17 protein-coding genes are annotated in these 15,932 nt (G+C 38.8%); 9 read left to right on the forward strand and 8 right to left on the reverse strand.

Going from position 1 to position 15,932, the window contains the following annotated elements; genetic code table 11:
• The first annotated feature begins 88 nt into the window (after positions 1-88).
• The 3 genes from QZT73_RS01515 (at position 89) to QZT73_RS01525 (ending at position 2,711) form a co-directional block, all read left to right on the forward strand.
• The gene (locus QZT73_RS01515; RefSeq protein WP_291784261.1) at positions 89-799 is read left to right on the forward strand and encodes a tetratricopeptide repeat protein; all 711 of its coding nucleotides are present in this window, start codon (positions 89-91) and stop codon (positions 797-799) included.
• Positions 800-881: 82 nt separating this feature from the next.
• Positions 882-1,358: a 6,7-dimethyl-8-ribityllumazine synthase gene (gene ribH / locus QZT73_RS01520; RefSeq protein ID WP_291784263.1), complete on the forward strand. Its 477-nt coding sequence runs from the start codon at positions 882-884 to the stop codon at positions 1,356-1,358.
• Positions 1,359-1,391: 33 nt separating this feature from the next.
• On the forward strand, positions 1,392-2,711 hold the full coding sequence (locus tag QZT73_RS01525) for an aspartate kinase (RefSeq protein ID WP_291784265.1): 1,320 nt from the start codon (positions 1,392-1,394) through the stop codon (positions 2,709-2,711).
• A gap of 31 nt (positions 2,712-2,742) precedes the next feature.
• Here QZT73_RS01525 and QZT73_RS01530 read toward each other — a convergent pair whose 3' ends face one another.
• Both QZT73_RS01530 and QZT73_RS01535 read right to left on the reverse strand, forming a co-directional pair.
• Entirely contained in the window at positions 2,743-3,249 is a 507-nt protein-coding gene (locus QZT73_RS01530) for a hypothetical protein (RefSeq protein WP_291784267.1), read from the reverse strand.
• Positions 3,250-3,300: 51 nt separating this feature from the next.
• Complete coding sequence (locus QZT73_RS01535) at positions 3,301-3,807, reverse strand: regulatory protein RecX (protein ID WP_291786245.1); 507 nt, start codon at positions 3,805-3,807, stop codon at positions 3,301-3,303.
• 74 nt (positions 3,808-3,881) lie between these two features.
• Here QZT73_RS01535 and tpiA point away from each other — a divergent pair, with 74 nt between their 5' ends.
• Genes tpiA through QZT73_RS01550 form a run of 3 tightly spaced genes read left to right on the forward strand, consistent with a single transcriptional unit; the run spans position 3,882 to position 5,667 of the window.
• Complete coding sequence (gene tpiA / locus QZT73_RS01540) at positions 3,882-4,643, forward strand: triose-phosphate isomerase (RefSeq protein ID WP_291784271.1); 762 nt, start codon at positions 3,882-3,884, stop codon at positions 4,641-4,643.
• Between the two features lie 8 nt (positions 4,644-4,651).
• On the forward strand, positions 4,652-5,482 hold the full coding sequence (prmA, locus tag QZT73_RS01545; RefSeq protein WP_291784273.1) for a 50S ribosomal protein L11 methyltransferase: 831 nt from the start codon (positions 4,652-4,654) through the stop codon (positions 5,480-5,482).
• A complete protein-coding gene (locus QZT73_RS01550; RefSeq protein ID WP_291786246.1) occupies positions 5,479-5,667 on the forward strand; it encodes a hypothetical protein in 189 nt (62 codons plus the stop codon). The genes prmA and QZT73_RS01550 overlap by 4 nt, the downstream gene beginning before the upstream one ends.
• Before the next feature lie 2 nt (positions 5,668-5,669).
• Here QZT73_RS01550 and QZT73_RS01555 read toward each other — a convergent pair whose 3' ends face one another.
• The 4 genes from QZT73_RS01555 to QZT73_RS01570 form a co-directional block, all read right to left on the reverse strand.
• Positions 5,670-6,335: an FAD-binding oxidoreductase gene (locus QZT73_RS01555; RefSeq protein WP_291784276.1), complete on the reverse strand. Its 666-nt coding sequence runs from the start codon at positions 6,333-6,335 to the stop codon at positions 5,670-5,672.
• A 100-nt stretch (positions 6,336-6,435) separates the two neighbouring features.
• Positions 6,436-7,806, reverse strand: a complete 1,371-nt coding sequence (locus QZT73_RS01560; protein ID WP_291784278.1) for a dicarboxylate/amino acid:cation symporter — start codon at positions 7,804-7,806, stop codon at positions 6,436-6,438.
• Positions 7,807-7,817: 11 nt separating this feature from the next.
• The gene (aroC, locus tag QZT73_RS01565; protein WP_291786247.1) at positions 7,818-8,900 is read right to left on the reverse strand and encodes a chorismate synthase; all 1,083 of its coding nucleotides are present in this window, start codon (positions 8,898-8,900) and stop codon (positions 7,818-7,820) included.
• A complete protein-coding gene (locus QZT73_RS01570) occupies positions 8,893-10,341 on the reverse strand; it encodes a BatD family protein (protein ID WP_291786249.1) in 1,449 nt (482 codons plus the stop codon). The genes aroC and QZT73_RS01570 overlap by 8 nt, the downstream gene beginning before the upstream one ends.
• 124 nt (positions 10,342-10,465) lie before the next feature.
• Between QZT73_RS01570 and QZT73_RS01575 the strand changes: the two genes are divergently transcribed.
• A complete protein-coding gene (locus tag QZT73_RS01575; protein ID WP_291786250.1) occupies positions 10,466-10,657 on the forward strand; it encodes a hypothetical protein in 192 nt (63 codons plus the stop codon).
• A gap of 32 nt (positions 10,658-10,689) precedes the next feature.
• On the opposite strand, the gene QZT73_RS01580 is transcribed toward QZT73_RS01575, so the two are convergent.
• Positions 10,690-11,859: a hypothetical protein gene (locus QZT73_RS01580; protein WP_291786252.1), complete on the reverse strand. Its 1,170-nt coding sequence runs from the start codon at positions 11,857-11,859 to the stop codon at positions 10,690-10,692.
• A gap of 343 nt (positions 11,860-12,202) precedes the next feature.
• Between QZT73_RS01580 and QZT73_RS01585 the strand changes: the two genes are divergently transcribed.
• The gene (locus tag QZT73_RS01585; RefSeq protein ID WP_291781884.1) at positions 12,203-13,165 is read left to right on the forward strand and encodes an outer membrane beta-barrel protein; all 963 of its coding nucleotides are present in this window, start codon (positions 12,203-12,205) and stop codon (positions 13,163-13,165) included.
• A gap of 5 nt (positions 13,166-13,170) precedes the next feature.
• Complete coding sequence (locus QZT73_RS01590) at positions 13,171-14,961, forward strand: hypothetical protein (RefSeq protein WP_291786253.1); 1,791 nt, start codon at positions 13,171-13,173, stop codon at positions 14,959-14,961.
• Positions 14,962-14,981: 20 nt separating this feature from the next.
• Here QZT73_RS01590 and queG read toward each other — a convergent pair whose 3' ends face one another.
• A complete protein-coding gene (gene queG, locus QZT73_RS01595) occupies positions 14,982-15,929 on the reverse strand; it encodes a tRNA epoxyqueuosine(34) reductase QueG (RefSeq protein WP_291786255.1) in 948 nt (315 codons plus the stop codon).
• Positions 15,930-15,932: the final 3 nt, after the last annotated feature.

Below are 15,932 nucleotides of genomic sequence, written 5' to 3' on the forward strand. Positions count from 1 at the left end.
TGTGTAATACACATTTGCGGCTGGTTTTTTTATTACTATTTGTGAATTAATTAAAAGCCTTATATTTGCGGGCGAAAAATTTGACATAATGGCCAAAAAACAAACGAAAAAAGCTCAGGAAGTTGAATACGAGCTTTTGGAAAAACCGGAAGAGATTGCAGGTAGATTGGAAAGAGGCGAAGCTTTCGTCAAGAAGAACTCCAAATTATTCGGAGGCATTCTGATTGCTGGCATATTACTTATTGCCGGCGTGCTTTACTTTCAGATCGACAGGCAAAATAAAAACAAAAAGGCACAGGCTGAAATGTTTCAGGCCGTGTACTATTTTGAACAGGACAGCATTGACTTTGCTTTGAACGGCGATGGTTCAAATCCTGGTTTCCTTAAAATAGTAGACCAATACAAGGGTACAGAAGCTGCTAACCTTGCCAATTTCTACCTTGGTTCGATTTATCTTTCCGAAGGTCAATTCCAGAAAGCAGCAGACCACCTCAAGAAGTTTTCAGCAAAAGATTATTTTGTTCAGGCCAGAGCCTTCGCCCTCTTGGGAGATGCCCAAATGGAATTGGGAAATACCAAGGAGGCAATTGCTGCCTACAAAAAGGCGATTGACCATAAAGAGAATAAGCACTTTGCTCCGAGATACCTGAGCAAATTGGCTATTGCCTATGAGGAAGCTGGTGACATAACAAATGCCATCAAAACCTATCAAACGATAGAAGATAAATACTTTGAATCTTTCGAATATACAAATGCACGAAAGCACAAAGCCCGCTTGGAAGGCCTTGCCTCTAAGTGATGCTACATGTAAGTACGCATTGATAGAAGAGTAAGGCCTTAATGGTCTTACTCTTTTTTATTTACTATACAAACCAAAAAACATGGCAACTTCTTTAAAAAGTCTGAGTCAATATACAGACAAAAACATAACAGACATCTCAACTAAAAAATTTGGTATTGTGGTATCAGAATGGAATGACCAGGTGACAGAATCCCTTTTCTCAGGCACAGTGGATACATTATTGAAACACGGTGCCAAAAAAGATAATATTTTCAGAAAAAATGTTCCTGGTTCTTTTGAGCTTACTTTAGGAGCCCAATACTTGGCCCAAATGGAAGAAATTGATGCGGTCATCTGCCTTGGGTGCGTCATACAAGGAGAAACCCGACATTTTGATTTCATCTGTGATGCTGTTGCCAATGGAATCACGCAAGTAGGGCTAAAGTATAACAAACCTGTCATTTTTGGTGTTTTGACGCCTAATGACATGCAACAAGCTTTGGACAGAGCAGGGGGAAAACATGGAAACAAAGGCGATGAAGCCGCCATCACTGCTGTGAAAATGCTTGGATTTTAAGCTTTTACTTCTCAAACCTAAAAAACACCCATTATGAAAATAATGAAGTTTGGGGGAACCTCAGTAGGTAAACCCGAAAGAATGCATCAGGTAAAAGACCTGATCATTCACGGTAAAGAAAAGAAGATAGTGGTACTCTCTGCCTTATCAGGAACTACCAATGCTTTGGTGGGGATAAGTGATGCATTGGCGGCAGCCAACAAAGAATTGGCCAAAGAACGCATAGATACCCTACATCAACATTATCAGGTTTTTTACAAGGATCTCTTGCAATCAGAAGCAGGAAGGTCAAAAGCTGAAAAGATCATCAAGGAACATTTTGAATTCCTGAACATTATCCTAAAGATCTCATTTAACGAGGCAATAAGTAGGGATATCCTTGCCCAAGGAGAATTGCTTTCTACGAAGCTATTCTACACCCTCTTGCAGGAATTGGATATCCCGGCAGTATTCCTTCCTGCCCTGGACTTCATGAGCATTGATGAGAATGCTGAACCAGAACTGAAAAAAATCTCGGAAAAGCTAAAAATTATCCTGGCCAACTACCAAGAAGAAAACATTTTTGTGACACAGGGATATATCTGTAAAAACCACAGAAACGAGGTAGACAATCTCAAGAGAGGAGGCTCGGATTATTCGGCATCTTTGATTGGTGCAGCTATCAGTGCGGATGTAGTGGAAATATGGACTGATATTGATGGCATGCACAATAATGATCCAAGGATAGTGGATAAAACAAGGCCGATAGCACAACTCTCTTTTGATGAAGCAGCTGAATTGGCTTACTTTGGAGCTAAAATTTTGCACCCTGCTTCCATTTGGCCCGCCCAACAATACAATATCCCTGTTAAATTGCTCAATACCATGGAGCCCAATGCGCTGGGAACCACCATTACAAGCAAGGAACTGGGAACCGGAGTCAAAGCGCTTGCGGCAAAAGATGGAATTACAGCCATCAAAATTAAATCCAGCAGGATGTTATTGGCTTATGGCTTTTTGAGGAAAGTATTTGAAGTATTTGAAAAATACAAGACATCTATAGACATGATCACCACCTCAGAAGTGGCAGTTTCAGTGACAATCGACGATTTAAGCCATTTAAATGAAATCGTAAGGGAGTTGGAAACCTATGGCCTGGTGGAAGTTGATAAAAACCAAACAATTATTTCTGTTGTAGGAAATTTGATCGCAGAATCCAAAGGTACCCTGGCAAATATCATGGACAGTTTGACCGATATTCCTATCAGAATGGTATCCTACGGGGGAAGCAGGCACAATGTATCTCTTCTGGTAGATGCAAAGTACAAAAATACAGCATTGCAAAACCTGAACATAGGTCTATTCCAGTGGTAAAAAAAGCCTCCAAGCAAACTTGGAGGCTTTTTTAGGCTATTTTCATCAATTTGAGTTCCCCTTTTCTTTTGACGATTTTTAGTTCAAAAAAATGATTGATGAACGCTTTGCACTGATTTTCTGACCAATCAGCCCTAGTGTCTGTGTCATACAGCAGGGTTATTCTCAGCATATTTTTAACAAAAGGTTCATACTGACCCATTTCTCTCAGCCAAAAACTCAATTGATGATACCAATCTTCTTTAAATTTTTGGACATGACTTCTTCCATCAAAAAGAAGCTCTAGTTGGTTATCTCCATGCTTGTAACGGTATACCCCACACAATTGCCTGTAAATCATACGCAGCCTTTCTTTAGGAAAATGATGGCTATCCAAGATGATTTCAAAAGTGGAATCCATCAACATCAATGGGTTATACAGTTGTGTATAAGAACGTTTCAATTCAAAAACCATCAGATCCAACATTTCTTCCTCCATCACCGATTGGGCTTGACGAAGAATGTAATTTTTATCTAACGGAAACAATTTTTGAATCATAAACCATGAATTGCATCGCAATTTAATCTTTTCCGATAATTTTTTAAAATTTTATCCTGAAATGATATCCTCAATGGCCGTTTGAACCAAGTCCGCCTCAAAACCTCTCCCGATGAGGTATTGCTGCACTTTATATTTTTTTTTCAAGCTTTCTGCCTCATTGGTCAGTTTCCACTTTTTATTTGCCTGTTGTAAAAGGATTTCCCAATATTCCTCAGGATCGATCTCCTTCATTCCGGATTTGATACAATTTGGGCTTATTTTTCTCATCTTCAATTCCTGTAAAATTTTATTTTTTCCCCATTTTTTGAGCTTGAATTTCCCTCTTACGAATGAAGCAGCAAACCTTTCTTCGTTAAGAAACCCATCTGCAATCAAGGTTGCGATAAGGTCTTCAGCCTCGTCACCGTAGACTCCTCTTTCCGCCAATTTACTCCTCACCTCTTCCTGACAGCGCTCCTGATAAGCGCAAAATGCAGCTATCCTTACTTTGGCTTCCTGAAGGCTCCAAAGCTTTTTAGGCCGATCCATTCCATATTCTTTTCGTAGGTAGGACATTTTATGTATTTTTGACAGCAAAGTAACCCATCGTGTTATTTTTTTCAAATTCAATCATCAAACCATTAAACATCATGCGCAAAAAAATTGTAGCCGGAAACTGGAAAATGAACTTAAATTTCGAAGATGGCCAAAAGCTTACTTCCGAAATAGTAAATATTTTAAAAGACGAAAATGATAAAAAAGTAACAGTCGTTCTTAATCCACCATTTGTTCATCTTTACCCCGTAAAAAAGTTGATCGGTGATACACCTAATCTTTTTCTTGGTTCACAGAATTGTTCAGATAAGTCCTCTGGCGCTTATACCGGGGAAGTTTCTGCCGCTATGCTGGTATCTTTTGGTGCCGAGTATGTTATTATTGGGCATAGTGAGAGAAGGGAGTATTTTAAAGAATCCAATCAACTCCTTACTGCCAAAACCAGGCAGGCTTTAGAAAATGGGCTTATCCCAATATTTTGCTGTGGTGAACCGTTGGACATAAGAGAAGCTGGTACCCATGAAGCGTATGTAAAAGCGCAATTAACGGAAAGTCTATTTGGGTTTACTGAAGAAGAAATATCGAAAGTGGTCATTGCTTACGAACCAATCTGGGCAATTGGAACTGGAAAAACGGCTTCTTCCGAACAGGCACAAGAAATGCATGCTGCTCTTAGGAACCACTTTGCTTCCAAATATGGGCAAAACGTCGCTGACAACCTTTCCATACTTTATGGGGGCAGTTGTAACCCTGGCAACGCCAAAGAGATTTTCTCCAAAGCAGATGTGGATGGTGGCTTGATAGGTGGGGCTTCCCTCAAATCAAGGGATTTTGTAGAGATAGTGAAATCCTTTTAACTTGTTAAATGCAATATCTGGAGTTTAAAGTAGGATGCCTGGAAGCATTTAGAGAAATACTGATCGCGGAGTTGGCAGAGGTAGGCTTCGATTCCTTTTTGGAAACAGACGAAGGTTTTGATGCCTACATAGAAGAGGGAATTTTTGATAGGCTTGGTTTTGAAGAAGTGATCCAAAAATACCAGATTGAGGCCAAAATCACCCTTAAGGAAGGGAAGATGGATAAAGTCAATTGGAATGAGGAGTGGGAAAAGCACTATGATCCTATTACGGTAGGGGACCAAGTCTATATCCGGGCCTCTTTTCATGATCCAAAACCGGAATTTCCTTATGAAATCCTAATCAATCCAAAAATGTCCTTTGGAACTGGCCATCATGCAACCACCTATTTGATGATATCCCATCAATTGGATATCGTCCATCGGAACAAAAGTATATTGGATATTGGGGCCGGAACAGGAATTCTTGCTATTATGGCTTACAAATTGGGGGCAGAAACTGTTGAAGCATTTGATATTGACGATTGGTGCGTAGAGAATGGAAATGAAAATTTTGAACTGAATGGCATGAAAAATGTCAAAATGGGAAAGGGAACCATAAGGGAAATCAAACCTCTGGGTCCATTTGACATCCTACTCGCCAATATCAATAAAAATGTCTTACTGGATGAGATGGAATTATACAGTAGCTTGGCCAAAAAGGGAGGACACCTGCTTCTTAGTGGTTTCTATGCACATGACAGGGAAGATATTGAAAAGAAAGCCAATGCTTTTCAGTTTAAATTAGAAAAAACAACAGTAAAAGATAACTGGGCCTCCATGGTCTTTGAGAAAGTATGACAGAATTGATCATTTATGCCCTTTTATTTCTCTTACTTATTGCCCATACCTTAATGGCTTCAAAAATGTACAGGGCTGTACATGAAAACAAGACCTTGAGCTTTCAGGAAAAAAATGACTGGAAGCTCAAGGCATTGCTTTTCCCCGGATATTTTTGGGGAAGGTACAAAAGAAGCCTAAAATAGCACTATTTTTCGAAAACTATACCGTCAGGTTTGGCTCCCAAATTTTCAAGATATATGCTGATATCCTTGACCATTTGGTCAGGTCCACATACATAGAAATCTTGGGAATAGTCTTTAACATGTTTTTTTAGAAACTCCATATTGATCATTCCATATTTATGACCTTCTGAGTTTTCCTCAGCCAATATGGATACAAAGTCCTCTCCTAAAGTCTTATAGAAAAAAGATTCTAAGATTATATCCTTGCTTGTTTTATTGGCAAAGAACAATTTGTTCCCTGTTAGGTCACCTTTTTTTTGAAGGTCTTTAAAAATGCATATAAAGGGGGTAATCCCTGCACCTCCTGCTATAAAAATGCCTTTTCCCTTATACTGTATCGCTCCCCATGCATCTCCAATCAAAAGTTCATCTCCGATGACCAAACTGTCCATTTTCTGGGTAACTCCATCATGGTCCCTGTAAGACTTGATTACAAATTCCAAATGCTCCTCCTCTGGCAAAGAGGTAAATGTAAAGGGCCGTTTTTCAGCCTTCCATTCTCTTTGATTTACGGCCATTTCAGTGGCCTGTCCAGGGGAAAAATTATAATTTTTTGGCTTATCGGTTACAAACTTTTTTACATCATGGGTCAATGAAAGTATTTCTCTAATTTTTATTGTGTACATCATTCATAAATCAATTGGTCCTATATATACCAACGTGACACAGGAATTTTGTTCAGAATCCAGTCAAATTGATTCATTAAATGGGTAAAATTGAAAAAACTTCTCAATTCAACTTTTTCTCTTCAGTTGGTTCGATAGCTTCCAAACCCTCATTTGAGGTAAATGGATTAGATTTTCTGATCAACCCCGCAGGAAGTTCGCCTTCTGTAGATGCCACTGTAACACAGACCGCAGCATCTCCCGTTACATTGACTACTGTTCTGAACATATCCAGGATCCTATCCGGGGCAATGATGAGTGCAACGCCGGCTCCTGGAACTCCAATTGCCTCCAACACAATAATCAACATGATCAACCCTGCTCCGGGAACACCAGCAGAACCAATCGCCGCCAAGGTAGCAGTAAGTACAATAGTTAATTGTTGGGAAATACTTAAGTCCATGCCTAATGCCTGGGCAATAAAAACTGCAGCCACAGCTTGATAGAGGCTGGTACCATTCATATTGATTGTAGCTCCCAGAGGGAGAACGAAGCTGGAAACCTCTTCAGATACGCCTATTTCTTCCTCTACCAATTTCATTGTCACCGGAAGTGTGGCAGAACTGGAAGATGTTGAGAACCCAAGCAGCATTGCGGGTCTGAGGGACTTAATAAAATCTCTGAATGAAAGCTTAGTAAAGGACTTCAACATCAGAGCATATACTCCGACAATTACTAAAAATAAACCTCCAAGTACAACCAGGGTATACTTCAGTAATGCAAGTAACAATTCTACTGCAGATTCAGGATTTTCCCCTGCTATCTCAACAATCAAAGAAGCCATTAGGGCAAAAACACCATAAGGGGCGAGTAGCATAATGTACTCGACGATTTTGATGATCACATCATTGAGGGCATCAAAGAAGTCAGTAAATGTCTTTGCTTTGGCTTTGTCAATTTGTAACAATGCAATCCCTGCAATAATAGCAAAAAAAACCACTTGTAACATGCTTCCATTATCTGCCGCCGCAGCAAATAAGTTTTCAGGAACTACATCTATTAAAGGTTGCAAAGGGCCTTGGTCTCTGATATCTGCAGCCTTGCTTGCCTTTGAGCCAGCCTGGTCATCAAACTGGGTCATTAGCCTATCTCTGGTCTCCTGCGGAAGTTGTTCCCCAGGTTCAAAAAAATTAACCAACAAAAGCCCAATACTGATAGCAATGATCGTAGTCAGCAGATAGGCCAAAATGGTTTTACCCCCTATTCTGGACAATTTGGATATATCTCCCAAATTCGCAACACCAACAATCAAAGATGCAAGAACCAATGGAACTGCAATCATTTTCAATGCATTGATAAAAATCGTACCTGTAGGTTTGATGTATTTGACTGTAAATTCAGGTGAAAACCCGAATTGAATGACCACCAAGCCAAATATCAAACCGAGTACCAAACCTATGATGATCTGGGTATGTAATGGTATCTTTTTAAGCATGTTATATAAATTTATACAGATAACTTATTCGTACGACTTATCAAAAGGTAATCAGCTAAAACCAAAGCAGCCATAGCCTCTACTATGGGAACTGCCCTGGGTACCACACAGGGGTCGTGTCTTCCTTTTCCGGAAACGGTAACTTTTTCTCCGGCCTCGTTGACTGAATCCTGATCTTGCATTATGGTAGCCACCGGTTTGAAAGCAACATTGAAATAGATGTCCTCACCATTGGAAATCCCTCCTTGAATGCCCCCGGAGAAATTGGTTTTGGTCCTCACTTTTTTGCCATCCTGGTAAAAGGCGTCATTATGCTGGGATCCTCTCATCTGTACTCCCTGAAAGCCGCTTCCATATTCGAAGCCCTTGACCGCATTGATGCTGAGCATGGCTTTACCAAGCGCTGCATGTAACCTGTCAAAAACGGGTTCTCCCAATCCGGCAGGCACGCCTTTGGCAACACAAGTAATGATGCCTCCTACAGTATCCCTGCTCTTTCTTACTTCATCAATGTAGCTGATCATCTGCTCAGCAGTTGCTTCATCCGGGCACCTGACAATGTTTTCTTCTGCCTTAGACAGATCCATATCATGGTAGTTTTTTTCCAGTTTTAGTCCTCCTACTTGGGATACATAGGCCTGAACTGTAATTCCGGAATGTTTTAAAAGCATCTTGGCAATGGCTCCTCCTGCCACTCTGGCGGCTGTCTCTCTGGCACTGCTCCTTCCTCCTCCTCTATAATCTCTGATTCCATACTTTTCAAAGTAGGTATAATCAGCATGTGAAGGCCTGAATTTATCCGAGATGTGACTGTAATCTTTGCTTTTTTGGTCAGTATTCATGATGACCATACCAATTGGTGTACCGGTACTTTTCCCTTCAAAAACACCCGAAAGCATCTGGAACTCATCTTCTTCTTTCCGCTGTGTGGTGATTTTGGACTGTCCAGGCTTTCTGCGCTGCATTTCCCTTCGAATAAAATCCTCTTCAATTGGGAGGCCTGCAGGACAGCCTTCCACCGTAACCCCTAAACCCAAACCATGGGACTCCCCGAAGGTGGTAATCTTAAATATTTTTCCAAATGAGTTACCCATTTCCTTTTCTCATAATCATAACGGTCAATAAAACTACTGACGCGACCAACAACAAATTAATAAATAGCGAAAAATAATACTTATATCTCTGGTATGAAAGTTTATTGCTTTCTACTTCAATCAGATCATATATTCCTCCAAGCCTTTGCTTAGAAATGGCCTGATTGACTTTTGAATCCCCTTTTACCTGAATCACTGCACTTGGCCTTAAAGTATCATATTTTGCCAATACTGGATTGAAGTAAATCCATTCGAAATGATCTGAAAGCCGCACTTCTCCAGGCTCATTGATGGTCAGGTAGTAGTTGAACTCCTTGACTCCTCTTATTTTTCCCATTCCCCGATTGATTTGCTGTCTCACATTGGGATCAAAAGTATTGAGCTTTTGGATTTGGCGGGTTCTTGGAGCAGAAATCGAATTGACATTGCCCTCTCCACTGATGCCAAAATTGTAAGTAAATCCCTCTCCTGTTTCCACTTCCAAACTGCTGATATTTTCACGCAACTGAAATACTCCAACGCTGACTTCATTTCGTAAGGGGTGCTGAGGGAGTGGCCTCACTTTTACGGTCTTAGCTGAAGAATAAAAGGTTTTGAAGTCCTCTAGTCTGTTACTCCCAAAAAAGGTAGGATTTCTTGCTACCCTGTATTTGATCATCTCCCAAGAAATCTGGGGGATAATAATCTCTCCATCCGAAAAAGGAAAAAATGTAGCTTCATATACTTTATATTTAATCCAGTTCTTACCACTTAGAGTTACCCGCTCCGGCTGAATATTTGTTATGTTGAAATTTTCTTCCCAAGCATTGCTTGGCTTCATTTTTTTCAAAATTTCATCCAACTGTCTACCAGGTTCATAAAACTGAAAAGGAGCCTGGTTGGTCTCCGACATGTAAAATGCCAGACTAACATTAAAGCCCTCCCCTACAAATACTTCTGACTTGTCAACTGAGCTGGCAAAAAAAGCATCATCTTCTATTTCAATAAATTCTGGTTCCTCCCTGTCTCTACTGCCAAATAAGTCATCAAAAGGATCAAAAACCCCTTGTCTCTGGCTTGTGCGGGTATCTCCCACCGTGATTTTTTTCCCGGGTGAGTCATAGCTATTTCCATTGATTTTAACAGAAAATTTCTCAAGAATGAATTCCCCCTTTCTAGTAGGTTTATAATATTGAATAATACTATTGGTGCTTGTGACTTGCCCATTAATAATATTCATGGAAGATGATTGTGATATCCCTTGCTTCTGGAAACCTATAATATCCGGAAATTCATCATAAGACTTAATTCTATCATTGGCAATAGTCACTTTGACACTGAAAGTTTCATTGAGACCTATTTCACTTGGCCCCAATTCAATGGAAACCTCCTGTGCCATAAGCCTGAAAGAAAAATTAAATAAAAAAGATACCAATAATAGGATGACGCGCGTTCTAATCATGTTGATGTCTGATCTTATTGGTCGCAAATTAACTTTATATTTTAAACGCAACAAACCTTTAATAGTATCGTATTCATGGTTGTAGTTGTTTTGTCACATAATAAACCCTAAAATTCTTTGAGATATGTTAGAATACGTTAAAACAGTACTCATGAAGGTCAGTTTTGACAAAAGGCTTTTCGAAAAAGAGCTGAGAAAAGCTTTGAATTTATTGCTTCCTGCAGAAATTCAGGAATTCAAAGAATGGTGTTACCGGAAGTTTTCAAGCAACTATGAACCGGTGCTTAACAAATACTTCGTGAGTTTGGCAGGTTAAAACCTTAGTCCCCAAGGTGGGACTATTTTTTTTTATAGAATGGGATGTCTTTCAAAATTTTTAGCCCTGTCAAATAGGAACCTGTAAGTCACTAGTCTTCTGTTCTGCTTGGCACCCAGATTTTTGGAAATATTCAGGATTTTTGGATTAAAGTCTCCCTGCCAGTTTAACTCCAAATTTTTATAATGCCTGGTCCTTTTGATTTCTTTTTCTGCTTCAACAATCATATAATAATCCACTCCCTTACCTTGAAACTCAGGTACGATTCCGAATACAATTCCAACAAAATTCCTGTTTTTACCAAAAGTTTTCAAAAAGAAAAACTTGATTTTTTCCCAAATCCCGAATTTGCCGTCCAGGTGTTTGATAATCTGATTGATGTCGGGAAGGTTGATCCACATGAGAATAGGCTCCTCTTTGTAGTAGGTAAACCATATCAGCTTCTCATCTAAAATCGGTTTCATGGATTCAAAAAGCTTCAAAGCATGTTGGGGACTGATTTCTTTGTTGCCTTCGTGTTTTGCCCAAGCCTTGTTATAAACTGTACTCAAGTCCCTGGCAAATTCAGGAAGTTTATTCTTTTTGAGATGCTTTACTTTGAAATCCGGATCTGAAAAATAATTGGCATGGCTCTCATAAAATTTAGAAGACAGTTGATTTTCCGCATTGGCAACATCAAGACTCCAACAAATCTGATTGTAGAATACCTCAAAACCGTACTTTTCAAACAGATTTTGATAGTAAGGAGGGTTGTAATTCATATTGTAGATGGGTTCATGAAAGCCCTCCACTAGCAAGCCCCACCATTTGTCCCTATCTCCAAAATTAATTGGGCCATCCATGGCCATCATACCCCTTTCAGCCAACCATTGCTTGGCCTTGTCAAAAAGCAAATCAGCAGCTTTTTGATTGTCAATACAATCGAAAAATCCAATCCCTCCTATTGGACCCTTATCTCCTTTGTTCTTGTATTTACGGTTGATAAATGCCGCTATCCTTCCCACAAATACGCCATTTTCATCCTGCAATAGCCAGCGTATAACTTCACCCTGCTGTAGAAATTTATTTTTGGTTTTATCGAAAACAGACAGGACATCTTTGTCCAAAGGTTTTATCCAGTTGGGATTACCACGGTTCATATGATCATGGACCTTTAAAAATGCTTGTTCCAAATTTTTGGAATCAACTTCTATCAGCTTCATAAGCACAATTTTTACCAAATTTACAAAGTTATCCCAGTGATTTTTTCACCCTAGGCAATTGATGAAAAATATTTCTCCCTAAAGTTTAAATAAATGATTTTTATAACATCTATATTTATTTAAATTATTTGTAATTCATCTCTATTCTTTTTCTAATTTACATTTGAAAAATAAATATTTAGCAGAAAATAGAAACATATTTGTTTCATGCTGTACCGTTCTATTTTTGATTCTCACTAATTGTGTAACAGTATCTTTTGGCCAAAAATCAGATTATGTCATCCTCAATGATTCTATCTACCGAGAAGGGAAAATACTGAGTCTTCCAAATGCAAATAATCAAATGATTACTTTCAGGTTGACTTCTAAAGTCCCCCCTCAAAACCTTGGAATAGACAGTTTAAATGAGTTTTCCTTTAAAAACCGGAAGTTCTTTAGAAAACAAGTGGAATTCATCTTTGAGAATCAACCTGTTTTTTTGGAATTGCTCGCAGAAGATGCGGAAAGCAATAAATTATGGAAGCTGAATGGAGAAACACCAATTTACTTAATCGAATCTAGTAACGCAATAATTCTGTTGGATGAGCAATACCAGAAGTCCTTAGAAAAAATTTTAAGTAATGCAGAAGTCAGCCAACTTATCAACATTACTCCAATGAAGGAATACCCTTTGAAGTATCTCTTTGAAACTGCTAAAACGATACAAAAGCCGAGAACTTTTACCAAAAGTTTACGGGTTTTACCGCACATTGGCTTTAACTTGATCAACCTTAAAGTAGGGGTTCCTGGATTAAATAATCATCTGCAAGTGAGTAGTACTTCTGCTTCCTTTGGAATCAATTCAGAGTTATTTATAAATTTTAACAGAAACATTTCTGTCAATTTAAATCCTTCAATAGTTTTTGTCCAAGCATCAGATTTTGCTGTTTTTGAAAATGGGCAAGAAAGCATAGAAACGGACATCACCATCTCTTTGGATCAGCTTCAGGTTCCTTTGACTATCAAATACTATTTGGAAATAAGTCCAAATAGAAGCCGCGCTTTTTTAGAGAGCGGATATGTATTCGGGAAATCCATAAAAAATAATGCCAATTCATTTCAGGGACGTATTGTGGGCAATGAGGTATTTACCTCGAGAGAAGTTTTTCAATTACCTGATATCCACCAAGGGATTGTATTTGGTGCAGGAATTGAAAAATACTTGAATAACCACAATGCTATAAACCTGGGAAGCAAGGCTTTATTTTTAAATGGTGCCACTTCAACGATGACACAGTTTCAATTTTTTATAGGCTATAAATTTTAAAAGCTATGACAAAGAAATTCTGGTTATGGATAATTATTGGGGTTTTCATCCAGGCCTGCAGCGAAGATGAAACCTTTACACGCAGGAATTATCCATTTGTTGAAAGTCTCGATATTCAACTGGTGGATAATACAGGGGCAAGTGTAACATTTAATGTACGGCAGAATGGCACAACAGCCAATACCCTATTTGGGGTGGAATACACGGAAATCCAAACTGGTACGGTAGATGAGGAAACCCGTCGTTACAGAAGTATTGAAAAAACCGGAACGATTTCAGACGGGATCCAATCTGTAAGGATTACACATGATATAGAGGCTGGCCAACAGTATCAGGTACGTCCATTTGTAAAGTCAGGCAGTTTTACTGTGTTCGGTTATCCAATGGTCTTTTCAAGTCTTGGGGGACTAGCCCCAGAAATTCTGGAGATTTCCAATAAAATAATATTTGGAAATACTGAGATTGAAATATCAGGTAACTATTTCAGCACTATCCTCGAAAGAAATATCGTAGAGATCCCAGGACTGGAAAATATATTCGAAATAAGTATTATAGAAAGTTCTATAGAAAAGCTGAAAATTCGCCTGACCCAAAAGCCTCTTGTTCAACTGCCTGTAGAAAACATTAAATATGATCTCAAAATCACTGTTGCAGGCAAAAATACCACTCTTACTGAAGCATTTTCAATTGGATTTCCTAAGATTGAGGAAGTGAGCCCTTTAAAAGGTCATGTGAGTTCAAGATTTAATTTAGCTGTAACTGATATCATGGGCCTCTTTAATAATCAATTGAATTTCAACAAAATCGATTCCTTTTATCCAGAAGAGATTTCGCCATTGACAAAGCAGGCTTCATTCTATACAGGTGTTGTACCCAACCTACCAGCAGGGTCCTATCAGTTATCCATACAAAACCAAGAATACATCAATGAATATGATCAACCCTTTGAGGTATTAAACAGCTGGCCTGTATTTCTTCAAGATTTTTCTCTTCCTTCTTTTGAATTCCAAAAAATTCAGGTGGGAAGGGATGTGGTATTTATGGGAACTGGAGGCTGGACTGAAATTTCTTCTTTGGGTTTGGACCTAGGTCAAATGAAAAGCTTTACCGAATTTGAGGGTATCTATTCCCGTAGAAATCATTTGTTGACAGCAGGACAAGATCGTTACATCTACTTTGGATTAGGAACTCCCCTGTTAAGCTCTGAAAGTTTAAAAGATTTTTCGAGATTAGATATCCAAAACAATATTTGGGAGAAACTTCCGGATTTTACACTGGAAAATTCCAGTATTTCCCATTCCTTTGAATTTCAAGGAAATATAGTCGTCATACCTTTTAATTATAGCAATTTTCAGGTATTTGATGTAAATTCTAAAAATTGGAAAGAAAGTGATCAAGTAATTCCATCCCTACTAAGGAATGCCATTTCCATTACTTCAAGAGGAAATGAAATTTTCTTTTTGATAAAAGAAGCAGACATCAAAATTTATAAATTCATTCTAGGTCAATCACCCACTCTAATAGGAACATTATCCACGGATTCCAACACGGATCTTAACAGAAAGGCAGAAATAATCGAAGCCAACAATAATATTTATACAATCCTTGGAACCAGTTTGATATACAAGCTCGATAATCAGACCAACAATTTGATCAGAATCCAGTCCATCTTCGATAGCATCAATTCCAACATTATGCCTCTTAAAACTTCAGAGGGACTACTTATGGCTTTTCCGGTTCACCCTGCATTAAATGTTGAAAAAAGAATTATCTATAAGCTACAAATCGAAGAATAATGGACTTTAGGGGATATATTTTAGCTGTTATTCTTTTTTAGAAAATCCACATTACGCTTCAAGCCAGAATATTTGGTTCTTTTAAGCGGAGATTTTTTAAAAACCCTTGCAAAAGTTTCTTCGGTGATTTCTTCCCAGTCTGCCTTCGAGAAATCAAGAATGTCAGGATGCGGATCAAATCTGGGTTCTTTATGGGCTATGGAAAACTTATTCCAAGGACAGACATCCTGACAGATATCACAGCCAAATACCCAATTTTCAAACATGCCTTTCACCTCCTGAGGGATTTGGTCTTTAAGCTCTATAGTAAAATAAGAGATGCATTTGGAACCGTCTACTACTCCGGGTTGAACGATTGCATCGGTAGGACAGGCATCAATGCAGCGTGTGCATGTTCCGCAGTAATCTTTGACCATTGGAGCGTCTGGGCATACTTCCAGGTCTATGATCAATTCTGCTAGGAAAAAGAAACTCCCCATTTGTCTGTTTAACAAAAGGCTATTCTTTCCTTGCCACCCTATACCGGCTTTCTCTGCCCATTGTCTTTCCATAACGGGAGCTGAATCCACAAATGCCCTACCTCCTATTTCCCCTATTTCTGTTTGGAGATTTTGAAGCATTAATTTGAGTTTATCCCTTATTACAAAATGGTAATCCTCCCCATAAGCATATTTTGCAATTTTGTAATCCCCTGCATTCTCAGGAAGTTTTTTTGAAGGATAGTAATTATAAATCAGACTGACAACTGTTTTTGCCCCATCAACCAGTAATCTTGGATCCAGTCTTTTATCAAAATGATTGGCCATGTAGGCCATTTCTCCATGGTAATTTTGTTTTAACCAAGCTTCCAGCTTTGGGGCTTCTTCCTCCAAAAAGTCTGCTTTGGCAATACCACAAAAGTCAAATCCCAAGCTTTTAGCCTCGGCTTTTATGATTTTGGCATATTTATCCGACTGATTGGTCTGCATGAG

Source organism: Cecembia sp., from assembly GCF_007126775.1.
Classification (GTDB): Bacteria; Bacteroidota; Bacteroidia; order Cytophagales; family Cyclobacteriaceae; genus Cecembia.